Raw genomic sequence first — 21,737 nt, 5'->3', positions numbered from 1 at the left:
CACCTTTCTCCTGAACAGCGTTCACCTGAACACCGTTCATCACTATAGTGAAGAGATGGCGACTTCAGGAACTCCCCGCAGGCGGAGCCGTGAGGACGTCGCCGAGATGGCCCTGCAGCTCCTGGACGAGTACGGGCTCCCCGATCTGACGATGCGGAACCTGGCGACGGCGCTCGGCGTGCAGCCCAGCGCCCTGTACTGGCACTTCCCGAACAAGCAGGCGCTGCTCGCCGCCGTCAGCGCGCGTATCCTTGCGCCGCTCGCGGAGCTCCCGATCGAGGACCTGGGTGTGCATGAGGCGGTGCGCGTGCTCGGTGCACGGCTGCGCAACTGCCTGCTCACCTACCGGGATGCCTCGGAGCTGGTCTCCAGCTCCCTGTCCCTCGGGCTGGTCGGGTCACCGGTGCGACCCCAGGTGCTGGAGGTCGCACGACGCCACGGCGTACCCGATGCACTGTCCGAGGTGGCCGCCGAGGTGCTCGTGCACTTCACCGTCGGCTACGTCTTCCACGAGCAGCAGCGCCGCACCGCGGACTCCCTCGGACTCCTGGAGGCATCGGACTCCCTGAACCCCGAGGAGGCCGTCGCCGCCACGAGCGACGAGGACAGCTTCGCCAAGGCGCTCACGATGATCGCCGACGGTCTCGACGTCTCCGTGACGCGGGGCGCGGGGCCCCACGGCTGACGGCGCTCAGCTCATCGCACGCGGAATCACCATCGGCGCTTCAGTCTCGGGATCGGGCATGATCCGGCAGGGCAGCTCGTAGACCTCTTCGACGAGCTGCGCCGTGAGGATCTCGGCGGGCGGTCCGGCCGCGACCACGTCGCCGTCCTTCATGACGACCAGGTGATCGGCGAAGCGCGCAGCCTGGTTGAGATCGTGCAGGACCACCACGACGGTGCGGTCCAGCGTCGAGCGCAGCCGCTCGAACAGCTCGAGCAGCCCGTACTGATGGGTGATGTCCAGGAATGTCGTCGGCTCGTCGAGCAGCAGCACCGGGGTCTCCTGGGCGAGGGCCATCGCGACCCAGACCCGCTGGCGCTGACCACCGGAGAGCTCCTCGACGAGTCGGCCGGAGAGGTCGGCGATGCCGGTGGCCTCGAGGGCGGCGCTCACCGCGGCCTCGTCCTGCGAGGACCAGCGGTCGAACAGCCCCTGGTGTGGGTACCGACCGCGGGCCACGAGGTCGCAGACGCGGATGCCGTCCGGGGCGAGGGAGGTCTGCGGGAGCAGCCCGAGCCGGGTCGCGAGCTCCTTGGTAGGCACCCTGCGTATGTCCTGACCGTCGAGCAGGACGCTGCCGGTCGTGAAGGGCAGCACGCGCGCGATCGCCCGCAGCAGGGTGGACTTGCCGCAGGCATTGGGCCCGATCACCGCGGTGTACGAACCGCGCCGGATCTGCAGGTCCACGTTCTCGCAGATGACCTTGCGGTCGTAGCCGACGCGCAGAGACTCGATGCGCAAGGCCTCTTCGTCCGGTGCGGCGGGCGGGACGGCCGCGAGCCCGGCAGGCACACTGTCCGTCGGCCCCGCCGCCCCGGCGCCCAGCCGGCCGGTGCTCGCGACTCCCGTCGCCGTCTCGTCCACGGTCATCTCCTCGTGCCCTTCCAGCAGTAGCGATGTGGTTCTCCTCCGGGTGCGCGCGCTCATCGCCGCGCTCGGAACTCGACGGCCAGCAGCCAGACCAGGTAGGCCCCGCCCAGGGACACCGTCACGACGCCGACGGGGAAGCCCAGGCGCTGGGCGAGCACGTCGGATCCCAGCAGGACTAAGGAGCCGACGAGTGCGGAGGGCACCAGCATCACGCCGGACCCCCGCACCAGGCGGCGGGCGATCTGCGGGGCCGCGAGCGCGACGAAGGAGATCGGCCCCGCCGCAGCGGTCACGAGCGCTGTCAGCGCCACGCCGAGGATCACGGAGAGCGCCCGAATCCGGTTCGCGCGCAGCCCCAACGAACGCGCGGCGTCGTCCCCGAGCTCGAGCTGGCGCAGCGGGGCCGCGACGGCCACGAGCAGGACGAGCAGCACGGCGAGACAGAGAGCCATCGGCCACAGCTGCGCGTGCCCGAGGGCGTTGAGCGACCCTGCGCCCCAGACGGCGGCCAGCATCGCCGTGTCCACATCGACCATGAGCATCAGCCCGGAGTTCAGCGAGGAGAGCATCGCCCCGATGCCGATACCCATGATGATCAGCCGGAACGACTGCACGCTGCCGCGCCGGATCGCGAGCAGGTACACCACCGCTGCGGTCACGCAGCCGCCGAGCAGGGCGCCGGCGGCGATGTCCAGGTAGCGGGAGGATCCCAGCAGGAGCATCACCACGATCGCGCCGGTGTAGGAGCCGGAGGAGAAGCCGATGATGTCCGGGGATCCCAGGGGGTTGCGGGTGAGCGACTGGAAGATCGCCCCCGACAGGGCGAGCGCCGTGCCGCACAGGACGGCGAAGAGCATGCGCGGCAGCCGCCAGCCGACCACGAGCAGCCGGGTCTGCTGGTCGGAGCGGCCCAGGAGTGCGTCGATCACCTCGCCGATGCCCAGCGGAAAACTGCCCATCCCGAGCGAGGCGATGCCCAGGGCCGCCACCGCCACGGCGAGGATCGCGCAGACGATCACCGACCGCACCGGGATGAGAGCGGAGACGCGCCCGAGACGGGGTACGAGCGCCCGGTAGCCGTGCTCGAGGCGCACGCCCGTCGTGCCTGTCGTGCCCGCGCGGTGGACAGTGCTCACAGCCCGCTCACCGTCCTGCGTCGTGCGAGCAGGATCAGGACCGGCGCTCCGACCACGGCGGTCACCAGGCCCACGCGCAGCTCGCCGCTGGGCATGATGATCCGGCCCACGATGTCCGCGATCAGCAGCAGTGCCGGGGACACCAGGAGGGTGTAGGCCATGATCCAGCGCTGGTCGGGTCCGACGATCCAGCGCACCACGTGGGGGACCATCAGGCCGAGGAAGCCGATCGGGCCCGCGAGCGCCGTCGCGGTCCCGGCCAGCAGCGTCACGGCGACGATCACGCCTAAGCGCACGATGCCGATCCGCACCCCGAGGGCGGCGCCGAGCTCGTCACCGAGCGCGAGCGCGTTCAAGGGGCGGGCGACGGCGAGGGCGATCAGCACGCCGACCGCGATGAACGGGGCGAAGGAGAGCACCACGTCGAGCTGGCGACCACCGATCGAGCCGACGCCCCAGAACCGCAGGTCGTCGAACGCCTCGCGGTCGGCGAGGATGACGGCGCTGGTCAGACCGCCCAGGACGGCGCTGATCGCGACCCCGGCCAGGACCAGCTTCGCGGGCGTGGATCGTCCGCCGCCGATCGAGCCGAGCAGATACACCAGCACCGTCACCGCACCCGCTCCGGCGAGCGCGAACCAGATGTAGCCCAGCGGGGAGGCCAGGCCTAGGAATCCCACAGCGAGGGTGACCGCGAACGTCGCCCCCGCGTTCACCCCGAGGATCCCGGGGTCTGCGAGCGGGTTGCGCGTGAAGGCCTGGATCAGTGCGCCGCACAGCCCGAGGGCGGGGCCGATCACGAGCCCGACGACGGTGCGCGGGATGCGCATCTCGCGGATCATGAGGTGCTCGGCGAGGTCGGAGTCGTAGGCGACCAGCGATTCCCAGATCGTGGCGAACGCGATGTCGCGGGCGCCGACGGCGACACTCGCTGCGGTGACGGCGAGCAGAAGCACGGCCATGAGAAGGAACCCGAAGGTCCTGGTGGAGGTGCTCCGGGCCAGGCCCGACGGGCCCTCCTCCCGCCCGCGCTCCGTCGGATCCGGGTGTGCTGGATCCTCGTGCGACGGATCCCGGTGCAACGGATTCTCGCGCGACAAGGCTGGGAGCGCCGATCCCGAGCGCGACGAGACCTGCACCGCACGCCGTCCTGCCGTGCTAAACGGGCCCGCGGAGTCGGGCGGTGTCGTCGGTGCGGAACTCACAGTCCGACGGCCTCGTACATCCGCTGCACCTCGTCCACGATCTCCTCCTCGTCCAGCTCGCAGGCATAGAGGGCGCGGAGGCGCTCGTGGAACTCCTCGCCGAGCGCGTCGTAGCGCTCCCGCCACTGCTCCGCCTTGTCGGTCCAGTACCCGACGCACTTGTACGCCTCGGCGGGCAGGCCCAGCTCGTGCCGGAGGTAGGAGCGGGCCTCTCGGGTCAGGCGGGTCTCCCCTGCCACCCACACGTAGGTGTCGTGCTCCAGCTTCTCGCGGCGCAGCGTCTCGAGCAGCTGGCTGGGCGTGGCCCCGTTGCCGGTGCCGCACAGCCACCGATAGGTGGTGGGGTCCTCCTCCCCGTGCTCCGTGCGCAGCGCGTTCTCCCGGCCTCGGAGCTCGACCAGCACGGTGGTCTCGACCTGGCGCCCGGTGAGCTCCGCGATCCGGAGCGCAGCGGGCAGGGCGGGCTCGTCGGCGATCAGCAGCTGACGGCGCGCGCTCTCAGGCCGCGCGTACAGCTTCTGCGGTGGGTTCAGCGCGACGCGCTGGCCGGGGACGGCCTGCAGGGCCCAGTCGGCGGCGAGGCCGCCCTCGTGGACCACGAAGTCGATGTCGACCTCCCCCGCCCGGTGCGCGCGGATCGTGTAGGTGCGCATCTCGGAGGGCTCGACGCCCTCGGGATAGTCCCAGCCGCGATCGGCGACGAAGGGCATGCGCACCTCGACGTCGGGTTCGTCGGGGAAGAAGATGCGCACGTACTCGTCGCCGACGCCGGTGGTCGGGTAGTCGAGCATGTCCGGTCCGCCGAGGCTGATGCGGATCATGCCCGGGCCGAGGCGACGCGCTCCGGTGACCTCTGCGGCATGGATCCGCGGCACGTAGGCACCCGTGGGATCCGCGATGGCATCGGCGCTCATTCCGCGGGCCTGACCACGGCGTCACCCTCGAGGGCCTGGGAGATGCCCTCGACGTAGCCCTCCTCGATCGCCCACGGGATGCTGAGGACGGACGGCCCGCTGGTGGCCATGCCCATGACGGGGTCCTCCGTGATGAAGTAGTGACCGCCGGCGATGGGGGCCCAGCGGGAGTACAGGGGGTGCTCGAGCGAGTACTGCGTGTCCTCTGCGGAGTTGGACCAGGCCACGAGCACATCGGCCTCGACGGTGTCGAGCTCCTCGAGGCTCACGGCGACGTTGAAGGTATCGGCGTCCGCACCCTCGCTCGCCGCGGCCAGGGCCGGGGAGTCGACCATCCCGAAGGCGTGCAGCAACGAGACCCGCGGGTCCCCGGAGACGTACACGCCCATCTCGGTGCCGCCGTCTGCCGCGGAGAGGGCGAGGCTGTAGATGAAGCTCGCGCCGTCGAGGCGGGGGTACTGCGCGGCCGCCTCCGTGATGCCCTTCTCGGTCTCTGCGATGAGGGAATCACCCTTCTCTGACTCGCCGAGCGCGGTGGCGACGATGCCGGTCAGGTCCTGCCAGGTTCCCGAGGACCAGGCCCCCTCGCGATAGGCGACCGTCGGCGCGATCTCGGTGAGCCGCTCGTACTGCACCTCGGTGATACCGGAGTGCGGAGCCAGGATGACGTCCGGCATGAGCGAGAGGATCTGCTCGTAGTCGGGCCCTTCCTCCTCGGTGAGGATCGTCGGCAGCTCGGCGGAGAGGACGCCCTCGACCTGGGTGCGGAACCACGGGTTGAAGCCCTCCTCGTCCCCGCCCCAGCTGGTGCTGACGCCCACGGGCGCGGTCCCGAGTGCAGCGACGATGTCATGGGTCATCCACCCGATCGTGACGACACGGGCGGGCTTGGCGGGGATCTCTGTCGTCCCGTAGACGTGCTCGAGGGTCACAGGGAACGCGCCGGCGTCTCCCCCGGACGTGCTGCCGCCGTCGGAGGCGGATCCGGTCCCCGCCTCGCTCGTCGAGCAGGCTGCCAGCAGCGGAGCGGCCGCGAGGCCGAGCAGGAACGAGGAACGGCGCATGGTGACCATGGAGCGACCTTTCGGAGAGGGGCCGGGCGAAGAGCCAGGATAGGTTAGGCAAACCTCAATAAACCTAGAGCGGTCCGCATGTCGAGAAGGGACACGACCTGTCGCGCAGCGGACATCCGCACCCCGAAGCCGGTGGCGTCGATCACGTCCGCCCGCCAGACGTCGGCCCGTCAGACGTCCGTCTGCCAGGCGTCGGCCCCTCGCGTCGGCAGGAAGCGATGCGGCGGCCGGCCCATCGTCCGATGGAAGGCGGCACTGAACGCACTCGCGGTCGCGTAGCCGACGCGCCGGGCGACCACCCCGACAGGGAATCCGTCACCCAGCAGCGCAACCGCCGCAGACATCCGCGCGCACGAGCGCCATTCGGCGAAGGTCATGCCGGTCTCGGCCCGGAAGGCCCGCACCAGGGTGCGCGTGCTCGAGGACGTCAGGTACGCCCAGTCCTCGAGGGAGCGGCCATCTGCCGGATCGGACAGGATCGCGCGAGCGATACCGACGATGCGTGGATCCCTCGGCACCGACAGGGCGAGGGAGACCCGGGGCTCCTCCGTGATCAGCTCGAGGCACACGTGCTGGGCCCGCAGCCGCTGATCCCTCGGCATGGCGAACTGTGCAAGATGGATCAGCATCTCCCGCAGCGCGGCGTTCGCGACCACCGAGGCCACCTGATCGGGAGCCTGGGGCCAGGCGTGAGGATGCACGAACAGCACCGCCAGTGCCGTCGTCTCCGCCCGGCTCGCCCCATGCGGCGTGCCGGGCGGGACGAACAGGCCCTGCCCCGGCGCGAGGCTGCGCTGGACCCCGTCGACCTCGAGGTCCGACGCGACGCCGCGGGCGGCCCAGAACACGGCGTGCTCCCGGTGGACGTGCGGGGATGGGACGCAGGAGGACTGCTCGTCATCGGCGGACACGTACCGCAGGAACCTCGTGGTGAGCAGGTACCCCTCGGGGATCATGCTCCCGCGGCACGGAGGCGCAGGGTCAGCGGGCGCCGCCCCCGCGTCGGGGCCCGCCGGAGGTCGGTCCACGAGGTCGGTCACGGAGGCTCCAGAGAGATGCGGCCCGCACGGGCGGGCGGAAGGCGGGAAGGCGACGGGCAGGCGCTGGACGCCCGGCCCGTCACCCAGGAGGTGAAGTGAGGTGATCCTAAGTCACAGGTGTCCGCTGCTCGACAGTCCTCGTCACCCGCGCGGCGCCTGCCACACCTAGCGTCGACAGGGTGCAGAGCCTCCTCGAGCGTCCCCCGTCCCTGACCGTCGCCAGCATGCTGCGCGTGGCCCTCGCACGCGACGGCCGCGATCGCCGCCTCGCCGCGTGCACGGCGGGCCTCATGCTGCACCAGGCCTGCGAGGCCGCCGTCCCGATCCTCATCGGCGTGGTCATCGACCGTGCCGTGATGCCCCGGGACGGTGCCGCGCTCGTGCTCTGGCTGGGCCTGCTCGCCGCCGTCTTCGTCGTTCTCTCGCTCAGCTACCAACGGGCCTCGCGCGGGATGGTCGCCGTGTACGGCCACGGGGAGCACGATCTGCGTCAGCTCACGGCCTCGCGGGTGCTGCACCACCGCCAGCACACGCCGCGCCCCACCGGAGAGATCCTCTCGATCACCACCAGCGACACCTACCGGGTCGCCGGGGTGGCCTGGAGCGTCGCCGCCCAGGGCGCGACCGTCATGGCGCTGCTGACGAGCACCGCGGCGCTGCTGGTCATCTCGCGCCCGCTGGGACTCGGCGTGCTCCTCGGAGCGGTCCTGGTGCTGTGGGGGATGAAGGCCCTCGCTCGCCCCCTCGAGCTGCTGGGGTTACGGGAGCAGGCGTCGGCGGCGTCCGCGAGCGAGGTCGCCACCGATGCGATGGCCGGCCTGCGGGTGCTGCAGGGGCTCGGTGCGCAGCGCGAGGTCGTGCGCCGCTACCGGCGGGCCAGTGCCGCCTCCCGCGACGGCGCCGTCGCGGCCGCCCGATCGCTGCTGACCTACCAGGCGGTCTCCAGCACGGTCTCCGTGCTGTACATGTCCGTGCTGACCCTGGTCGCCGGATGGATGGCGGTCACGGGGCGGATCACCCCGGGACAGCTCGTGACCGTCGTGGGTCTTGCCCAGTTCCTGCAGGGGGCGCTCGCGCACATCGGCACGTTCGGGGCGAACTGGTCGCACAAGCGGGCCTCCGCCGCGCGCCTGCACGCGCTGATCGCCGAGGACTTCGTCCTGCCCGAGGGCAGCGGCGCCGCGTCAGGTCCACAGTCCCCGGCGGTGCTCGAATGGAAGCCCGACGCGTCCGGCACGGCGGGATCGCTCTTCGTGCGCGCGGGGCAGATGGTCGGTGTGCACGTCGAGGGAGCCGCCCAGGCCCGCGAGATCGCCGCGCTCCTCGCCTTCCGCGTCGCCCCGGACCCCGGGGAGCTGCTTCTCGACGGGGACGACGCGCTGACCCTCGGGCCCGCCAGGTACCGCGTGCGAGTCATCGCTCCCCCGCACGACGCCGCAGTGTTCACCGGCACCCTGCACGAGAACGTCTGCCTCACCGGCGGACCGATCGATCCCGGGCTGGCGTCGGCGACCACCCTGGACGACGTGATCGACCACGTCGGGTCTCCGGAGGCGCCGGTCGGCGAATCCGGGCGACGCCTCTCCGGCGGGCAGCGCCAACGGCTCCTGCTGGCCCGTGCGCTGCACGACGACGCCGAGGTCGTCGTGCTCGATGAGCCCACGACCGCCCTGGACCCCCTCACGGCCCGACGCGTCGCCGAGGGCCTGGCACGCCTGGGCCGGACGCTCGTCGTGGTCACCGGGGAGCCTCCGCTGCTCGCGGCCTGCTCCCACGTGCTCGATGCCCGCACGGTCGCTCCCCGCGCCCTCCGCACCGAGGTCGCCGCATGATGCCTGGACCCTCGCTGCCGATCGCCGATCCGTGCTCCACCGCCCGCACGGTCCTGCGACTCCTCGGGCGGCGATGGGGTGTCCTCCTGGCCACCACGGGGCTGCTGCTGGCCGGCTCGGCCGCTGCACTGGTCGTCCCGCCCGCCCTCGGCCGGATCGTCGACCACGTGATCGCGGGCGGCGGTGCGGGCGGCGTCGCGCTCGTATGCCTCGTGGTGCTCGCCGCGGGGGTCATCGCCGCCGCGACCTCCTGGGCGGGCGGCCGACTCCTGGTGGCGTGCCTGCAGGACGCCCTCGCCGAGCTCCGCGAGGACGTGTTCCGAGCGGCCGTGGGCCTGGACGCGGGGGTCGTCGAAGGAGCGGGCAGCTCCGACGTCGTCTCCCGGGTGACCGGAGACGTCGAGGCGGTCACCGACGCCGTCTCCGGGGTGCTGCCGCGCGTCGTCGGGGCGCTGTTCACCATCGTCCTGACCGCCGTGGGACTCGCCGCTCTCGACCCCTGGCTGGCCGCGGCGGCCCTGCTCGCCGTCCCGCTCCAGACGCTCTCCTCCCTCCGCTTCCTGCGGAGCTCCCGACCGTTGTACGTGCACATGCGGCACCAGGAGGCCGGCCGGGGCCAGGCCCTCATCGAGACCGTGGCTGGTGCGGCGACGGTGCGCGCGCACGGCCGGGCGGAGGACCGGCTGCACCTGATCTCGCAGCGCAGCCTCGATGCCGTGGCCACACAGCTCCGGCAGGCCGCCGTGCGCAACTGCTTCTTCGGCGGCCTGAACACCGCGGAGTTCATCGGTCTCGCCGCGGTGCTGGCGGCCGGGTACTGGCGGGTGGACTCCGGAGTGCTGAGCGTGGGTGCCGTGACGGCCGCCGCCCTATTCTTCCACCGCCTCTTCGGCCCCATCGGCGATCTCCTGACCAGCATCGACGATCTGCAGAGGGCGCACGCGGGGCTCGAACGGCTGGTCGGGGTGCTGCAGGTGGCGCGTCCCGTCCCGGCAGCCAGGGAGATCGCCGACGCCGCGGTCGAGATCGATGCTCTCGTGCACTCCTATCCCGGGCAGGTGGGGACGCGCCGCGCGCTGGACGGCGTGGATCTGCGCCTCCCCGCCGGGTCCACGACGGTGCTGGTGGGGGCGTCCGGGTCCGGGAAATCGACGCTCGCGCGCGCGGTCGCCGGGTCCCTCGCGCCCGTCTCCGGCACCGCCCGGATCGGCGGCGTCGACCCGGCCTCCGCCCGGGCAGGTTCCCGACCCGCCGTGCTGCTGGTGACCCAGGGGGCGCACCTGTTCACCGGCTCCGTCGCGGACAACCTCCGGCTAGCGAGCCCCGAGGCCACGGACCTTGAGCTGATCGCTGCGCTCGAGGCCGTCGGGGCGCGCTGGGCGACAGGCACGGACGCCACGGGCGGTCTTGCGGGTATTCCCGGGGCTGCTCTCGACGAGGCACGCATCCAGCAGATCGCCCTGGCGCGAGTGCTGCTCGCCGACCCTCCCGTGGTCGTGCTCGACGAAGCGACCGCCGAGGCCGGCAGCGATGGCACGCTGGACCGTGCCATCGCCGCGGTCGTGGCCGGCCGCACCGCTCTGGTCGTCGCACACCGCCTCCTCCACGCCGAGCATGCCGACCTCGTCGTAGTGATGGAGGACGGCCGAGTGGTCGAGAGCGGTGGGCATGCTGAGCTGGTGGAGGGCGACGGACCCTTCGCGCGGCTCTGGTCCGCCTGGCACGAGGACCGGCCGTCGCACGCCGAGTCCCCGAGCGCCGGCTGATCGGGCCCTCGTGGTGCGCGGCGGCTCTACCGGTCAGGAACCGTTCGTGGCCCTCGCGCTGACCGCGATCGGAGCGGACTCCTCGCCGGCCAGGTCCACCTCGACGCCCTCGGCCGGCCAGTCGTAGCCGACGGGAAGGTCAGCGCCGCTGAGCGATACTCGTCCCTGCGGTCCGGAGAGGAACACGTAGCACGTGCCCTCCTGCTCGACCGCTCGAGCCCAGCTCACGCCGGGGATCTCCAGCTCGCCGAGACCTCGCGATCCGGCGAGGTGCGCCTTGTGCTGGGCCATGAACTCACCGAGCGCTTCGAGCGCCTTCACCTGCAGCTCCGGCAGGGTGCCATCGGCCCGCGGGCCGACGTTCAGCAGCACGCGGCCGCCCTTGGACACGGCGTCGACCACGTGGCGAACGGCCTGCGCACCGGACATGTACTGGGAGGCGTCCTCGACCTGGTTGTAGCCGAAGGACAGCCCGATGCCGCGGCAGTTCTCCCACGGCTGACCCTCCGGGATCTCCCCGGCCTGGTACTCGGTGGTGACGAAGTCCTGGTGGGCGCCGGCGAACCGATCGTTGATCAGACCCTCGGGCCGCTGGGCGTAGAAGTGCGCGAGCAGCTCCCCGAGCCCGCCCTCGTCGAAGTGGAAGTTCTCGTCGGGCCAGCCGATGTCGTTCCAGAACACGTCAGGCTGATAGCGGTCGATGAGGTCCCGCACGTGCGCGCTGCAGTACTTCCCGTACTCGTCATCGCGCGGTCGCAGCCTGTCGCCCACATCGTCCCCGCTCACCAGCGGATCCGTCGGCCGCACGTGCCAGTCCAGACCGCCGGAGTAGTACACGCCGAAGCGCAGCCCGGCATCCGTGGTGGCGCGTGCGATCTCGCCCACGAGGTCCCGGCGCGGACCACGCTGCACGGTGTTGCGGTCCCCCGTGCCCGGCGCATCCCACAGGGTGATCCCATCGTGGTGCTTGGTGGTGGGCACGACGTAGTCAGCACCGGCCCGGCGGAACAGATCCGCCCACGCGGCAGGGTCGAACTCGGTGGGCGTCCACTGGTCCAGGAAGTCGTCGTAGGGGGCGCCGCCGTGGACCTCCTGATGGTGCTCGGCAGCGGGCGAGCCGTCGATGCGGATGGTGTTGAAGTACCACTCGGCATAGGGATTGTGCGCGAACCAGCCGAGGTCGCTCTCGACCGCCCCGAGCTCGGCGGTGGGCTCCGCCCAGGCGGGGACCGAGTAGGCGCCCCAGTGGATGAAGATGCCCAGCGGGGCATCGCGGAACCAGTCGGGCAGTCGCTGCGGGAGGGCGTCCCAGGCCGTGGAGGTGCGCATGTCTAAAGGCTTGCACGAGCCGCTGCCGACGACAATGCCCGCGAACGCACGAACCCGAATCCGACGAGAGCGCCTGCCACCACGGTGAGCAGGAGACCACCGACGCTCACGCCGCTCTCGAACTGCTCGGCCTGCTGGGCAGACCAACCGGACGTCGCAATGCTCCCGGAGAACAGCGCAGCCAGAACCGTTCCCGCCAGGGCGATGCCGACCCCGTTGGCGACCTCCGTGGTCGTGTCGATGAGCGCAGCGCCGATGGATGTCCGGTCATCCGGCAGGCCGTTCAGAACGCTGACGGCCGAGACGACCCCGACCACGCGGAGGCCGCCCGCGACCAGAGCCAGCGCGATCGCGATCCAGACGTAGCCGAACCCGTTGAGCAGGCCGTAAACGGCGAGTCCTGCCACTACTGCCACCGCTCCCATCCAGGCCGCACGGCTGATCCCGACCCGCTGGACGAGCCGATTCACGAAGGGGCCCAGCGCCAGCAGCACGACAACCTGCGGAAGCATGCCCAGGGCGGCCTGGGTCGGGCTCCACCCCCAGGCGAGCTGGAGCTGCAGAGTCACCAGATAGCTGAGTCCTGCCGTCGCCAGTCCCGCCGCTGTCTTGAAGGCCAGGCCGCTTGCGACGGAAGGGCGCGCGATCACGCCGAGGTCCAGGAGCGGATGCTCGGCAGAACGCTCTCTGATCACGAACAGTCCTGCCATGATCACCGCCGACGCGGCGATCGCCCACGACTTCCACGCTCCCGAACCCCCCTCGACGAAGACCGTCGGCGCGAGAAGCGCCAGCGCGATCGTCGTCGTGGCGAGCAGCGCGCCGAGCATATCGAGCGGGTCATGGTGCAGCTCGGCGGGATCGTCGGCCGCGATGCCTCCCCGGATTCCAATGATGGCGAGGAGCGCGATTGGCGCATTGACCAGCAGCAGCATCTGCCAGGGCGCAACGGTCAGCACGAGGCCGCCGAGCACGGGGCCGAGCGCGAGTCCCACGAGACCGACGGTCGAGATGAGGGTGATGGCTCGGACTCGCAGGCTCTCCTCCTCGAACAGACGGAATGCGAGAGCCATCGAGCCCGGAGTGGTCATCGCCGCCGCGACGCCCATCAGCATCCTGACGACGATCAGCTGTTCGGCGGTCGTCACGACCGCAGTCGCCATGCTCGCCGCGCCGAGCAGCACGAGGCCGATGAGCATCATCCGACGTCGGCCGAAACGGTCTGCGAGCGCGCCGAATGTCAGCATCAAGCCGCCGAAGACCACCGCATAGCTGCTGGTCACCCATTGCAGAGCGATCGTCGATGCCTGCAATTCCCGCCCGATCGTGGGCAGTGCGAGGTTGAGGATCGAGTTGTCGAGCATCTCGACGAGGAAGACGGCGGACAGGCCCGCCAGGGCCATCCATGATTCTCGGAGAGACGAAGTAGAACGCTGTTCGTTAAGCACGAACGCTGTTCTATGTGGCGAACGGTGTTCGTGTCAAGGTATGGTGGCGCCATGAACTCGGAACCCCAGCGGCGACGTGCGGCTCGGCGCGCAAACAGCGACAAACCGTCCGCTCCCCGCAGGGCTCCGATCACCGTGGATCGGATCACCGATGCCGCACTCAGCATCGTCGCCGCTCGCGGCTACGACGCCCTCACGATGCGGAGCGTGGCGACCGAGCTCGGAACGGGCCCCGCGTCGCTCTACGCGCACGTCGTGAACAAGGCCGATCTGGACGAGCTGATCATCAGCCGCCTGTGCAGCGAGATCGTCCTGCCCGATGCGGCGCCGGACCGCTGGCGGGAGCAGATCACCGACGTCTGCGCCCAACTGCGCGACCAGTACCTGACTTACCCCGGCATCTCACGGGCCGCCCTCGCCATGGATGTCTCGGACCTCGAGATCCTGCGCATCAACGAGGGAATGTTCGCCATCCTCATCGCGGCCGGTATCGCGCCTCAAGTGGCGGCATGGACCATCGATGCCCTGTTCCTCTATGTCGGTGCTTACACGCTGGATATCGCTGCCGCACGCCAGGGGTCAGACCAGGACGACTGGCGGCACAGCACGACGGACCGAGCTGCGCTGATCTCCCGGTTCACCGCTCTGCCGACAGACCGTTTCCCCCACATCAGCGATCACGCGACCGAGCTCGTGTCCGGAACTGAGCACGAGCGGTTCGATTTCACGCTCGAGCTGCTCCTCGGGAACCTCGCGTAGGTCCGACAAGTACGGCACGGGGCTGCTCACTCGCGCGACTGAGAGGTCGGCACGGCTCGTGGAGTCAGGACACGTCGGCCGCCGGGAACCGCCTGGCGCTGCGGGCGCGGGCCTTCTCTCGCTCGACGTCACGGTCCTTCGGCGGAGCGGAGGTCACCAGGTCAGCCAGCAGATGCTCGGGGGGTGGGCGATCTCGGCCACGATGCAGCGTCGGCGATCCTCAGCGCCATGCGGGAGAATCTCCCCATGCCTGCTCCGCTCACGATCACCGAGGATTTCCAGCGCGCCCTGGACGCCCTCAGCTCCGGCCGCCACCTCTTCCTCACGGGCCGCGCAGGCACGGGTAAGTCCACGCTGATCAGGCACTTCCTGGAGACCACCGACAGCGCCGCGATCACGGTGGCGCCCACGGGCATCGCCGCATTGAACGTCGACGGCTACACGATCCATCGCCTGTTCTCCTTCCCGATCGGGGCGAGCGAGGAGTTCGTGCGCTCCCCGCGCTACTACCCCGGGCGCTTCGCGGCGACCCTGGCCGCGCTGGATGTGCTGATCATCGACGAGGCCTCGATGGTGCGGGCAGACCTCTTCGATGCTCTCGCCGCCGCGCTCGAGCGCTTCGGACCGCAGCCGGGCGAGCCCTTCGGCGGGGTGCAGCTGGTGCTCGTGGGCGATCTGTACCAGCTGCCGCCGGTGGTGCACGACAGCGAGGCCGCGCATCTCGAGCAGCGCTACGGCACCCCGTTCTTCTTCTCCGCCAACGCCTTCGACCGTTCCGCAGTCGAAGTGGTCGAGCTGACCACCGTCTTCCGCCAGCAGGGCGATGATCGCCTGGTGGACCTGCTGAACGCGGTGCGCGAGGGCGCGCTGCTGGAGGACGCGCGGGCGGAGCTGAACACCCGGACCGACAAGGACTTCGAGCCGCCGATGGAGGAGTTCTGGCTGACGCTGGCGACCACGAATCGCATCGTCACCTCCCGCAATCGCCAGATGCTCGAGCGCCTCCCCGATCCGGTGCACACCCTCACCGCCCAGATCAGCGGCGAGACCGACGGCTTCGAGCAGCCCACGGACGTGCAGCTGCAGCTGAAGGTCGGCGCGCAGGTGATGATGCTGAACAACGATCCGTGGGACCGCTGGGTGAACGGCACCCTGGGTCGGATCACCGCTCTGGGCACGGACTCTGACGGGCCGCTCGTCGAGGTGCTCCTGCGGGACGGGCGCAACGAACAGGTGCGCCCGCACACGTGGGACGTCACGCGCCCCTCGGTCGACGGCGGGCATCTGATCCACGAGGTCATCGGCACCTTCACCCAGCTGCCCATGAAGCTCGCCTGGGCGATCACCATCCACAAGTCCCAGGGGCAGACCCTCGATCGCGTGGTCGTGGACCTCACCGGCGGCACCTTCGCCAACGGGCAGCTGTACGTGGCGCTGTCACGGTGCACGAGCCTGGAGGGCCTGGTGCTGCGGCGGGATGTGCTGCCGCGCGACCTCAAATCCGATACCCGGGTGCGGCGCTTCCTCGCCTCCCCCACGGATCCCAGCGCGCCGGCCGAGGCGCTCGGCGAGGTGTACCTGGCGGCGCTGACGGTGGGCACGATGGGCGACAAATACCGTCCGCGACCGGTGGAGCTCGCGGTGGTGACGGACGACGGCGATGAGGCCACCACCGTCGTGAACCCCACCAGCGACCTCTATGCGGCGCGCACCGAGTTCGGGCTGACCACCCGCGACGTGCAGCTCGCCCCGGTGCTCGCCGAGGCCTGGCCCGCCCTCGCTCCCCTGCTCGCCGGGCGTGTGCCCGTGGGCCCCCGCATCGACGAGCAGCTGGCCTGGATCGACTTCGAGCTCAAGCGCAACGGCGTGGTGGACCCGATGCCGCTGGGCATCGACCTGCCCACCGCCCAGCTCACGGCCGACGAGCGCTCCGCGCTGAACGCCCCGTCGGCCCTGGAGCGGGCCCGGGCCGTGCGGGACGCGGTGCAGCGGCTCCGCGCAGGGGCCCCCGGCCCCTCCGCGTGGCAGCCGCCGGTCGGCACCGCGTTCCCGCCGTTCACCCACGGCACCGGCTATCTGCTGGCCCGCACGCACGGGGAGAGCGGGACCGTCGGCCCCGAGGGCTTCGTCGTCGGCGGGAATCTCTCGGCCGACGACGACCCTGCGCAGGTGCTGGCCGATGCCCTGCGCACCGCCTGGGAGCGGGTCATCGATCGGGACGACGCGGTGGTGGAGAGGCTGCGCGGCGCCGAGGAGCACTTCGGTGTGCGGGTCCTCCCGGAGGACCTCGTGCTCGAGGGCCCGCCGACCGCCGCCGAGGTGCTCCGGCCCGGCGTGCGCGTGTGCTTCACGGGAGAGGTGGTCCACCCTGAGCACGGCTATCTCGACAGGTCGACGATGGAGCGCTTGGCGGAGCAGCGCGGCCTGCATCCCGTCGCGAACGTCACCAAGACGAAGACCGACGTGCTGGTCGTCGCCGAGCGCGGAACCCAGTCCAACAAGTCGAAGAATGCGGCGAAATGGGGCAAGCCCGTGTTGGACGCAGAAGAGTTCATGACCTGGGCCGATGCTGCTCACTGAGACAGATTCCCGGGGGTCGTTCCGAGGGGACCCGGCCGCGTGCGAAGCACCTCTTCACGCCCTCCGTGGCCGTGTCGCGGCCATCTCACGAGCGGCGTTCGGCGCGGGCCCACCGCGCGGCGCGGAGTAGTGTGCAGCGAGATTTTGATCGACGAGGAGCGCCTCGCCGATCGTCCGATGACCACCCGGAAGGATGTCGACCATGGGTACAGCCCGCGTCAGCGTGCAGGAGGCGTGGGATGCCCTCGCCGAAGGCAACGAGCGGTTCATGCAGGGCGAGCTGCGGCACCCCGAGCAGGACGCGGCGCGACGCAGTCAGCTGACCGGCTACCAGGCCCCTGATGCGGCGTTCCTGGGCTGCTCGGACTCCCGTGTCGCCGCCGAGATCCTCTTCGACTGCGGTCTCGGCGATCTCTTCGTGGTGCGCAACATCGGCCAGATCGCCAACGAGAACACCGTCGCCACCATGGAGTTCGCCGTCGCCGAGCTCGGTGTCGCCGTGATCGTAGTGCTCGCGCATGGCTCGTGCGGCGCGGTGAAGGCCGCGATCGACCAGACCACCGCCCACCCGAGCACGGTCACGCCCGCGATCCGTCGCGAGCTCGAGCTGATCCAGCCGGCCGTGCAGCGCGAGTGGCTCGCCAGCCACCAGGACACCCCGTACGTGGACATGGCGAAGATCGACGCCGACGCCGTGGGCCGCCGCCACCTCGACGAGACCATCCACGCCCTCATGCGCTCCTCGCGGGTGATCAGCGACGCCGTCGCCGCCGGCGAGCTCGGCATCGTGGGCTGCCAGTATCAGCTCGAGGAGGGCCGCGTCGCCCCGATCACCTCGGTGGGGCGCCTGGACATCCGGCGCTGACGGACGACGGCTGCCGGTCCTGCCCGGCAGCCCCATCCCTGCCCCGCTCGGCCCCACCGTCCGGTCGGCCTGCCTCGCCTTGCATAATCCTGGCCAAGCTCGGAGACTCGCAGTTCATCACTGTCGAGCCGAACGAGGTCTCCATGTCCCAGCAGGTCCAGCGCACGGTCGAACTGCTCGACAAGTCGTTCCCGGCGGGCCTCGTCGGCCGCCCGATCACCGCGCTGGAGGCGCCGCTGGCGGATTTCTCCACCCCGCTGCTGGTGCTCGACGAGCAGGCGATGGCGCACAACCTTCAGGTGATGGCCGCGTGGACCAGCGAGCGCGGGCTCGAGCTGATGCCCCATGGCAAGACGACGATGGCCCCCGTGCTGTGGCGCCGTCAGCTCGACGCCGGCTGCACCGGGATCACCGTGGCCACCGGCTGGCAGGCCGATGTGGCGCTGCGCGAGGGCATCCCCACCGTGCAGCTCGCGAACGCCTGCACGGATCCGGCATTGCTGCGCCGGCTCGCTGCACACCTGGCCGAGCATCCCGAGCAGGAGCTCGTGTGCTGGGCGGATTCGCTCGCCACCGTCGACCTGCTGGAGCGCGAGCTGCCCGACGGCTCCCGCCTCGGCGTGCTGGTCGAGCTCGGGGCCGACGGGGGCCGCACCGGTGCCCGGGACGAGGCCACCGCCGTCGCGATCGCCGAGCGCATCGCCGCCTCCACCACGCTGACCCTGTACGGGGCCGCGGGATACGAGGGCGCGCTCGCCCATGACCGGGCTGAGGAGTCCCTGCGGGTGGTCGGCGCCTACTGCGACGCTCTCGCCGCGCTGGTGGAGCGCCTGCGCCCGCTGATCGACGGGACCCCGTGGGTGAGCGGCGGCGGCAGTGCCTACTTCGATCTGGTCGCCGCGAGCTTCGAGACGCTGACCGACGTGCGGGCGATCCTGCGCTCGGGCGCCTACATCGTGCACGACTCCGGTTTCTACCGGGGCATCTCCCCGCTGGACACGACGCGCGAGGTCGCGACGGAGCAGGCCCTGCTGCCTGCGATGCGCGCCTATGCCCGGGTGGTCTCGATGCCGGAGCCCGGCCTCGCCCTGCTCGACGCCGGCAAGCGCGACGTCCCCTTCGACGAAGGCCTGCCCACGCCGGTTGCCGTCGCGAGCCGGCTCGGCGGCGCGGAGCGCCCGTTCACACCCGAGGCCGCCGCGGAGATCACCGCGCTGAACGACCAGCACACCTTTCTGCGCTACACGGGCGATCCGGGCATCGCGATCGGTGACGTGGTCACCCTGGGGCTGTCCCACCCCTGCACAGCCTTCGACAAGTGGCGCCTGATCCCCGTCGTCGACGCCGACGGCAGCACCGTGCTCGAGGCGGTCGAGACCTTCTTCTGAGCCGCCCGCCCGCTACAGGTCGGTGAGCGGGCGTCTGCAGCGGGCAGCCGGGAGGGCCGCCGGACCCGCAGCTCAGAGGACTTTCGGAGCACCGCCGTTGCCGTCCGTCACCAGGACCTCGCCATCGCGCAGTCCCCAGAACGGCTCTCCTGCCGTGGAGTAGCGTGCCGCGACCTCCCCGAGCAGCGCAGTCTCCGGATGTTCTGGTGACTCGAGGTGCGGGACGACTGGTCGATCGAGGATTCCCAATCCGTCGTATCGCACGGTGCCGTGCTCCGCGATGCAGTCCTCCACGGGGTCGCAGTGCTCGAGCCCCGCGAGACTCGGGGCGAGCACGCACGCACCGGCGCTGAATCCGGCGTAGACGAACGCATCCTGGCGCAGGCCCTCGATGATCACCTCGTCCAGGCCGGAGCGAGCCATCGCCATGCGCGCCGTGAAGACATTCCCTCCGCGGATCCACAGGAAGTCCGGCTCTCCGACCTCGTCAGCGATCGTGTCCGGGTCGTGCTGGCGAAGATCGAGGTCGGTCGCCAAGAGTCCGAGCTCGGCAAGCTGCGCGATCTGTCGGCGGGTATCAGCTCGGCGGCGTTCCTCGTCGTAGCCGTCCAACGCATTCGAGACCACTCGCCCCCGCCGCTGCCCGCCGACCAGGCCCGCGAGCACGTCGCCGTGGAGACCGATCTGGTACGACGACAGATAGAGCCTCATGCGGTGACCTTTGCGCGATCCTGCGCGCTCCGCACCTGAACACCGCCGACGAATAGGCGGTCAGCGTGAGCGTTCCTGCTCGTGGCCTCGCGGGAGGAGTGCGAGCACGCCGGCGAGCAGCACTGCGAGGAGCATGACGATGTTGTGGCCGTATTTCGCCGCTGCCGTCACCTCACCCGCCAGCGGGTAGTAGGTGAAGGCCAGCAGCCCGCGCTCGAGGAGAAGTCCGAACGCGACGGCCGCCATCTGCCGCCCCGTCCACCAGGACCGTCGGGAGGCCACGAGCACCCCGGTGCCGAGCGCCGCGGTGACAGCGATCGACAGAGCGGTCCCGAGCCACGTCGGCGGCATGAGATCCGGAACGAGCCCGGCGACGAGGCCCACGATGATCGCCATCCAGATCGGGACCCGTCGGCGGCCATCGCGACACTCGGCCGGCGAACCGGCCCCTCGGGACCTGCGCCCGCACAGCACGGCGATCCCCACCAGAGCGGTGACCACCGCCCCTGCGCCGAACAGCTGGGCCACGCTGCCGGAGTGCGAGGACTCGTCCCCGAGGATCATCAGCGCCGCGAGCAGATAGGCGAGCGCGGCGATCGTCGTGCCGACCCGGCCGAGCCAGGGCGTGCGGGCCCGCCGTGGGGACCAGGCCTCGGCGAGCGCCATCGGTGCCGCGAAGCTGTAGACCAGGTGGCCCATCAGGAACGAGTAGGCGTTGAATCCGCTGAAGCCCAGCGCGGGGATCAGTGTGGGCTCGCGGTTCTCGGCCCAGCCCGCGTACCCGCCGTAGTCGGCGGAGAACAGCGACTGGTCGATGAGGCATGCCTGGGTCACCCCCAGCGCCGCGAACAGGCAGAGCATGCTCGGCCAGCCCCAGCCCCAGCCGAGGCGTCGTGCGAGGTCGCGGGCGAGCAGTGCCGGAGTCCCGTAGAGCGCTGCGAAGAGCACCAGGGAGAACGCCACGCCGCCGAGGTCACCGGTGGTCTCGGCGTACGCGGCCAGCAGCTCCGCACCGATCCCGGCCAACGCCAGCACCGCGAGGATCTGGATGGTGCGGCCACCGCGATGGGTGGGGGCGTCTCGTCGGGCCCTCTCGGGGAGTGTCTTCTCGGAGTGAGGCATACCCGCCACGCTAGGGACGCGCTCTCTGCTCCGCATCGGCCGCGTGGCGGGTTCGCAGCTGCTCGTGCATCAGCTGATCGGATGGTCGAGCCGGCAGTGCACGGACCGGGACGTACGGACGGCACACCCCGTCAGGCCCGCCCCACTCCCCCGGGATCAGCCGCGGCGGATCTCGTCGAGATAGCCGTAGACCGTCACGCGGGAGACCCCGAGCCGGGCGGAGACGAGATCGGCGGCGCGCTTGATGCGGAAGGCGCCGCGCTCCTCGAGCAGGCGCAGCACCTCGATCCGCTCGGGCTTGGTCAGCGCCGGCACGGGCTTGCCGACATGCGCGATGGACTCGTCGACCATCTCCTCGAGCACACTCGAGATATCGGGTCCCACCAGCTCCTTCGGCCGTTCGGCGACGTCCTCGCGGGCCGTGGGCAGGAGGGCGTCCAGAGCGGTCATCGCGGTCTGGACCGGCGTGAGATCGACGTTGATGCAGAAGGCGGCGATGACGTTTCCGTCGTGGTCGCGGTAGTAGGTCGAGGAGCTGATCAGCTCGCGACCGTCGGCGGTGCGGCCGCGGTAGCCGTGGGCATCGTGGTCGGTGCTCTGGTCACGCAGCACCTCGACACCGAGGTTCGTCGATGGCCCGCCGACGGTGCGACCGCTGAGGTGCCCGTTGACGATCGCGGCGACGGAATGGTCGAGGTCGCCCCGGCTCAGGTCGTGCAGCACCACCTCGCAGTGCAAGCCCACCACCGACGTGATCGCCTCCATCAGCGGGGTCAGCGTGCGGTAGGCGTCCTCGAAGGTCGCGAAACGGGCCCGGGGCAGCCCGCCGGCAGCCGTGCTCGCCGCCGCGCCCGGCCCGGCGCTCGGAGCCATGCCCGCCCCCGTCCCCGACTCGGCAGCGGCGCCGGTGCTCGGCCCGGCGCTCGACGTGGTGCGTGCGGGGGTGCTCGGTCTGGTGCGCTCGGCCGTCATCTC

18 protein-coding genes and 1 pseudogene are annotated in these 21,737 nt (G+C 70.9%); 7 read left to right on the top strand and 12 right to left on the bottom strand.

Going from position 1 to position 21,737, the window contains the following annotated elements:
- Positions 1-55 precede the first annotated feature (55 nt).
- Positions 56-685, top strand: coding sequence for a TetR family transcriptional regulator (locus INT49_RS05390; protein WP_193116682.1), 630 nt, complete (start codon positions 56-58; stop codon positions 683-685).
- Positions 686-691: 6 nt separating this feature from the next.
- Here the strand turns inward: INT49_RS05390 and INT49_RS05385 are convergent, their stop codons facing one another.
- The 6 genes from INT49_RS05385 to INT49_RS05360 form a co-directional block, all read right to left on the bottom strand.
- A complete protein-coding gene (locus INT49_RS05385; RefSeq protein WP_114307467.1) occupies positions 692-1,594 on the bottom strand; it encodes an ABC transporter ATP-binding protein in 903 nt (300 codons plus the stop codon).
- Between the two features lie 53 nt (positions 1,595-1,647).
- Entirely contained in the window at positions 1,648-2,730 is a 1,083-nt protein-coding gene (locus INT49_RS05380; RefSeq protein ID WP_114307468.1) for a FecCD family ABC transporter permease, read from the bottom strand.
- Positions 2,727-3,692 (bottom strand): FecCD family ABC transporter permease, encoded by a 966-nt coding sequence (locus INT49_RS05375; RefSeq protein ID WP_193116681.1) that lies wholly within the window; start codon positions 3,690-3,692, stop codon positions 2,727-2,729. The genes INT49_RS05380 and INT49_RS05375 overlap by 4 nt, the downstream gene beginning before the upstream one ends.
- A 239-nt stretch (positions 3,693-3,931) precedes the next feature.
- Positions 3,932-4,849, bottom strand: a complete 918-nt coding sequence (locus tag INT49_RS05370) for a siderophore-interacting protein (RefSeq protein ID WP_114307470.1) — start codon at positions 4,847-4,849, stop codon at positions 3,932-3,934.
- The gene (locus INT49_RS05365; RefSeq protein WP_114307471.1) at positions 4,846-5,922 is read right to left on the bottom strand and encodes an ABC transporter substrate-binding protein; all 1,077 of its coding nucleotides are present in this window, start codon (positions 5,920-5,922) and stop codon (positions 4,846-4,848) included. The genes INT49_RS05370 and INT49_RS05365 overlap by 4 nt, the downstream gene beginning before the upstream one ends.
- 170 nt (positions 5,923-6,092) lie before the next feature.
- Positions 6,093-6,878, bottom strand: a complete 786-nt coding sequence (locus tag INT49_RS05360; RefSeq protein WP_193116680.1) for a helix-turn-helix transcriptional regulator — start codon at positions 6,876-6,878, stop codon at positions 6,093-6,095.
- A 263-nt stretch (positions 6,879-7,141) separates the two neighbouring features.
- Here INT49_RS05360 and INT49_RS05355 point away from each other — a divergent pair, with 263 nt between their 5' ends.
- Together INT49_RS05355 and INT49_RS05350 are read left to right on the top strand one after the other, a co-directional pair.
- The gene (locus tag INT49_RS05355) at positions 7,142-8,794 is read left to right on the top strand and encodes an ABC transporter transmembrane domain-containing protein (protein WP_220231698.1); all 1,653 of its coding nucleotides are present in this window, start codon (positions 7,142-7,144) and stop codon (positions 8,792-8,794) included.
- Entirely contained in the window at positions 8,791-10,560 is a 1,770-nt protein-coding gene (locus INT49_RS05350; RefSeq protein WP_114307473.1) for an ABC transporter ATP-binding protein, read from the top strand. The genes INT49_RS05355 and INT49_RS05350 overlap by 4 nt, the downstream gene beginning before the upstream one ends.
- A gap of 33 nt (positions 10,561-10,593) precedes the next feature.
- Here the strand turns inward: INT49_RS05350 and INT49_RS05345 are convergent, their stop codons facing one another.
- The gene (locus INT49_RS05345) at positions 10,594-11,889 is read right to left on the bottom strand and encodes an alpha-L-fucosidase (protein ID WP_193116679.1); all 1,296 of its coding nucleotides are present in this window, start codon (positions 11,887-11,889) and stop codon (positions 10,594-10,596) included.
- A 2-nt stretch (positions 11,890-11,891) separates the two neighbouring features.
- On the bottom strand, positions 11,892-13,292 hold the full coding sequence (locus tag INT49_RS05340; RefSeq protein ID WP_193116678.1) for an MFS transporter: 1,401 nt from the start codon (positions 13,290-13,292) through the stop codon (positions 11,892-11,894).
- A 96-nt stretch (positions 13,293-13,388) separates the two neighbouring features.
- Between INT49_RS05340 and INT49_RS05335 the strand changes: the two genes are divergently transcribed.
- Positions 13,389-14,096 (top strand): TetR/AcrR family transcriptional regulator, encoded by a 708-nt coding sequence (locus INT49_RS05335; protein WP_193116677.1) that lies wholly within the window; start codon positions 13,389-13,391, stop codon positions 14,094-14,096.
- Positions 14,097-14,160: 64 nt separating this feature from the next.
- Here INT49_RS05335 and INT49_RS21035 read toward each other — a convergent pair.
- Positions 14,161-14,271: pseudogene (locus INT49_RS21035) on the bottom strand (DUF2277 domain-containing protein); the annotation flags it as partial.
- Positions 14,272-14,342: 71 nt separating this feature from the next.
- Between INT49_RS21035 and INT49_RS05330 the strand changes: the two are divergent.
- The 3 genes from INT49_RS05330 to INT49_RS05320 all read left to right on the top strand — a co-directional run bounded on the left by INT49_RS05330 (position 14,343) and on the right by INT49_RS05320 (position 18,929).
- A complete protein-coding gene (locus tag INT49_RS05330) occupies positions 14,343-16,676 on the top strand; it encodes an AAA family ATPase (protein ID WP_226849762.1) in 2,334 nt (777 codons plus the stop codon).
- A 202-nt stretch (positions 16,677-16,878) separates the two neighbouring features.
- Positions 16,879-17,541 carry a carbonic anhydrase gene (locus tag INT49_RS05325; RefSeq protein WP_193116676.1) on the top strand — a complete coding sequence of 221 codons (663 nt, stop codon included), beginning with the start codon at positions 16,879-16,881 and terminating at the stop codon, positions 17,539-17,541.
- A gap of 143 nt (positions 17,542-17,684) precedes the next feature.
- Positions 17,685-18,929 carry an alanine racemase gene (locus tag INT49_RS05320; protein WP_193116675.1) on the top strand — a complete coding sequence of 415 codons (1,245 nt, stop codon included), beginning with the start codon at positions 17,685-17,687 and terminating at the stop codon, positions 18,927-18,929.
- A 72-nt stretch (positions 18,930-19,001) separates the two neighbouring features.
- On the opposite strand, the gene INT49_RS05315 is transcribed toward INT49_RS05320, so the two are convergent.
- From INT49_RS05315 to INT49_RS05305, 3 genes are all read right to left on the bottom strand, one after another.
- Positions 19,002-19,640: a Type 1 glutamine amidotransferase-like domain-containing protein gene (locus tag INT49_RS05315; protein WP_114307478.1), complete on the bottom strand. Its 639-nt coding sequence runs from the start codon at positions 19,638-19,640 to the stop codon at positions 19,002-19,004.
- A 60-nt stretch (positions 19,641-19,700) separates the two neighbouring features.
- Positions 19,701-20,762 carry a hypothetical protein gene (locus INT49_RS05310; protein ID WP_193116674.1) on the bottom strand — a complete coding sequence of 354 codons (1,062 nt, stop codon included), beginning with the start codon at positions 20,760-20,762 and terminating at the stop codon, positions 19,701-19,703.
- Positions 20,763-20,918: 156 nt separating this feature from the next.
- Positions 20,919-21,635, bottom strand: coding sequence for a helix-turn-helix transcriptional regulator (locus tag INT49_RS05305; protein ID WP_193116673.1), 717 nt, complete (start codon positions 21,633-21,635; stop codon positions 20,919-20,921).
- Between the last annotated feature and the right edge of the window lie 102 nt (positions 21,636-21,737).

Source organism: Brachybacterium tyrofermentans (assembly GCF_014897585.1).
Lineage (GTDB): Bacteria > Actinomycetota > Actinomycetes > Actinomycetales > Dermabacteraceae > Brachybacterium > Brachybacterium tyrofermentans.
The sequence above is the reverse complement of the archived record's forward strand: the minus strand, read 5'-3'. Positions and strand labels throughout refer to the sequence as shown.

Coding starts and splice junctions, on each gene's coding strand:
- INT49_RS05335 (WP_193116677.1), top strand. CDS start 13,389: ATGAACTCGGAACCCCAGCGGCGACGTGCGGCTCGGCGCGCAAACAGC.
- INT49_RS05345 (WP_193116679.1), bottom strand. CDS start 11,889: ATGCGCACCTCCACGGCCTGGGACGCCCTCCCGCAGCGACTGCCCGAC.
- INT49_RS05360 (WP_193116680.1), bottom strand. CDS start 6,878: ATGATCCCCGAGGGGTACCTGCTCACCACGAGGTTCCTGCGGTACGTG.
- INT49_RS05325 (WP_193116676.1), top strand. CDS start 16,879: ATGGGTACAGCCCGCGTCAGCGTGCAGGAGGCGTGGGATGCCCTCGCC.
- INT49_RS05320 (WP_193116675.1), top strand. CDS start 17,685: ATGTCCCAGCAGGTCCAGCGCACGGTCGAACTGCTCGACAAGTCGTTC.
- INT49_RS05315 (WP_114307478.1), bottom strand. CDS start 19,640: ATGAGGCTCTATCTGTCGTCGTACCAGATCGGTCTCCACGGCGACGTG.
- INT49_RS05340 (WP_193116678.1), bottom strand. CDS start 13,292: ATGGCCCTGGCGGGCCTGTCCGCCGTCTTCCTCGTCGAGATGCTCGAC.
- INT49_RS05370 (WP_114307470.1), bottom strand. CDS start 4,849: ATGAGCGCCGATGCCATCGCGGATCCCACGGGTGCCTACGTGCCGCGG.
- INT49_RS05365 (WP_114307471.1), bottom strand. CDS start 5,922: ATGGTCACCATGCGCCGTTCCTCGTTCCTGCTCGGCCTCGCGGCCGCT.
- INT49_RS05305 (WP_193116673.1), bottom strand. CDS start 21,635: ATGGCTCCGAGCGCCGGGCCGGGCGCGGCGGCGAGCACGGCTGCCGGC.
- INT49_RS05310 (WP_193116674.1), bottom strand. CDS start 20,762: ATGCCTCACTCCGAGAAGACACTCCCCGAGAGGGCCCGACGAGACGCC.
- INT49_RS05385 (WP_114307467.1), bottom strand. CDS start 1,594: ATGACCGTGGACGAGACGGCGACGGGAGTCGCGAGCACCGGCCGGCTG.
- INT49_RS05330 (WP_226849762.1), top strand. CDS start 14,343: ATGCCTGCTCCGCTCACGATCACCGAGGATTTCCAGCGCGCCCTGGAC.
- INT49_RS05390 (WP_193116682.1), top strand. CDS start 56: ATGGCGACTTCAGGAACTCCCCGCAGGCGGAGCCGTGAGGACGTCGCC.
- INT49_RS05350 (WP_114307473.1), top strand. CDS start 8,791: ATGATGCCTGGACCCTCGCTGCCGATCGCCGATCCGTGCTCCACCGCC.
- INT49_RS05375 (WP_193116681.1), bottom strand. CDS start 3,692: ATGGCCGTGCTTCTGCTCGCCGTCACCGCAGCGAGTGTCGCCGTCGGC.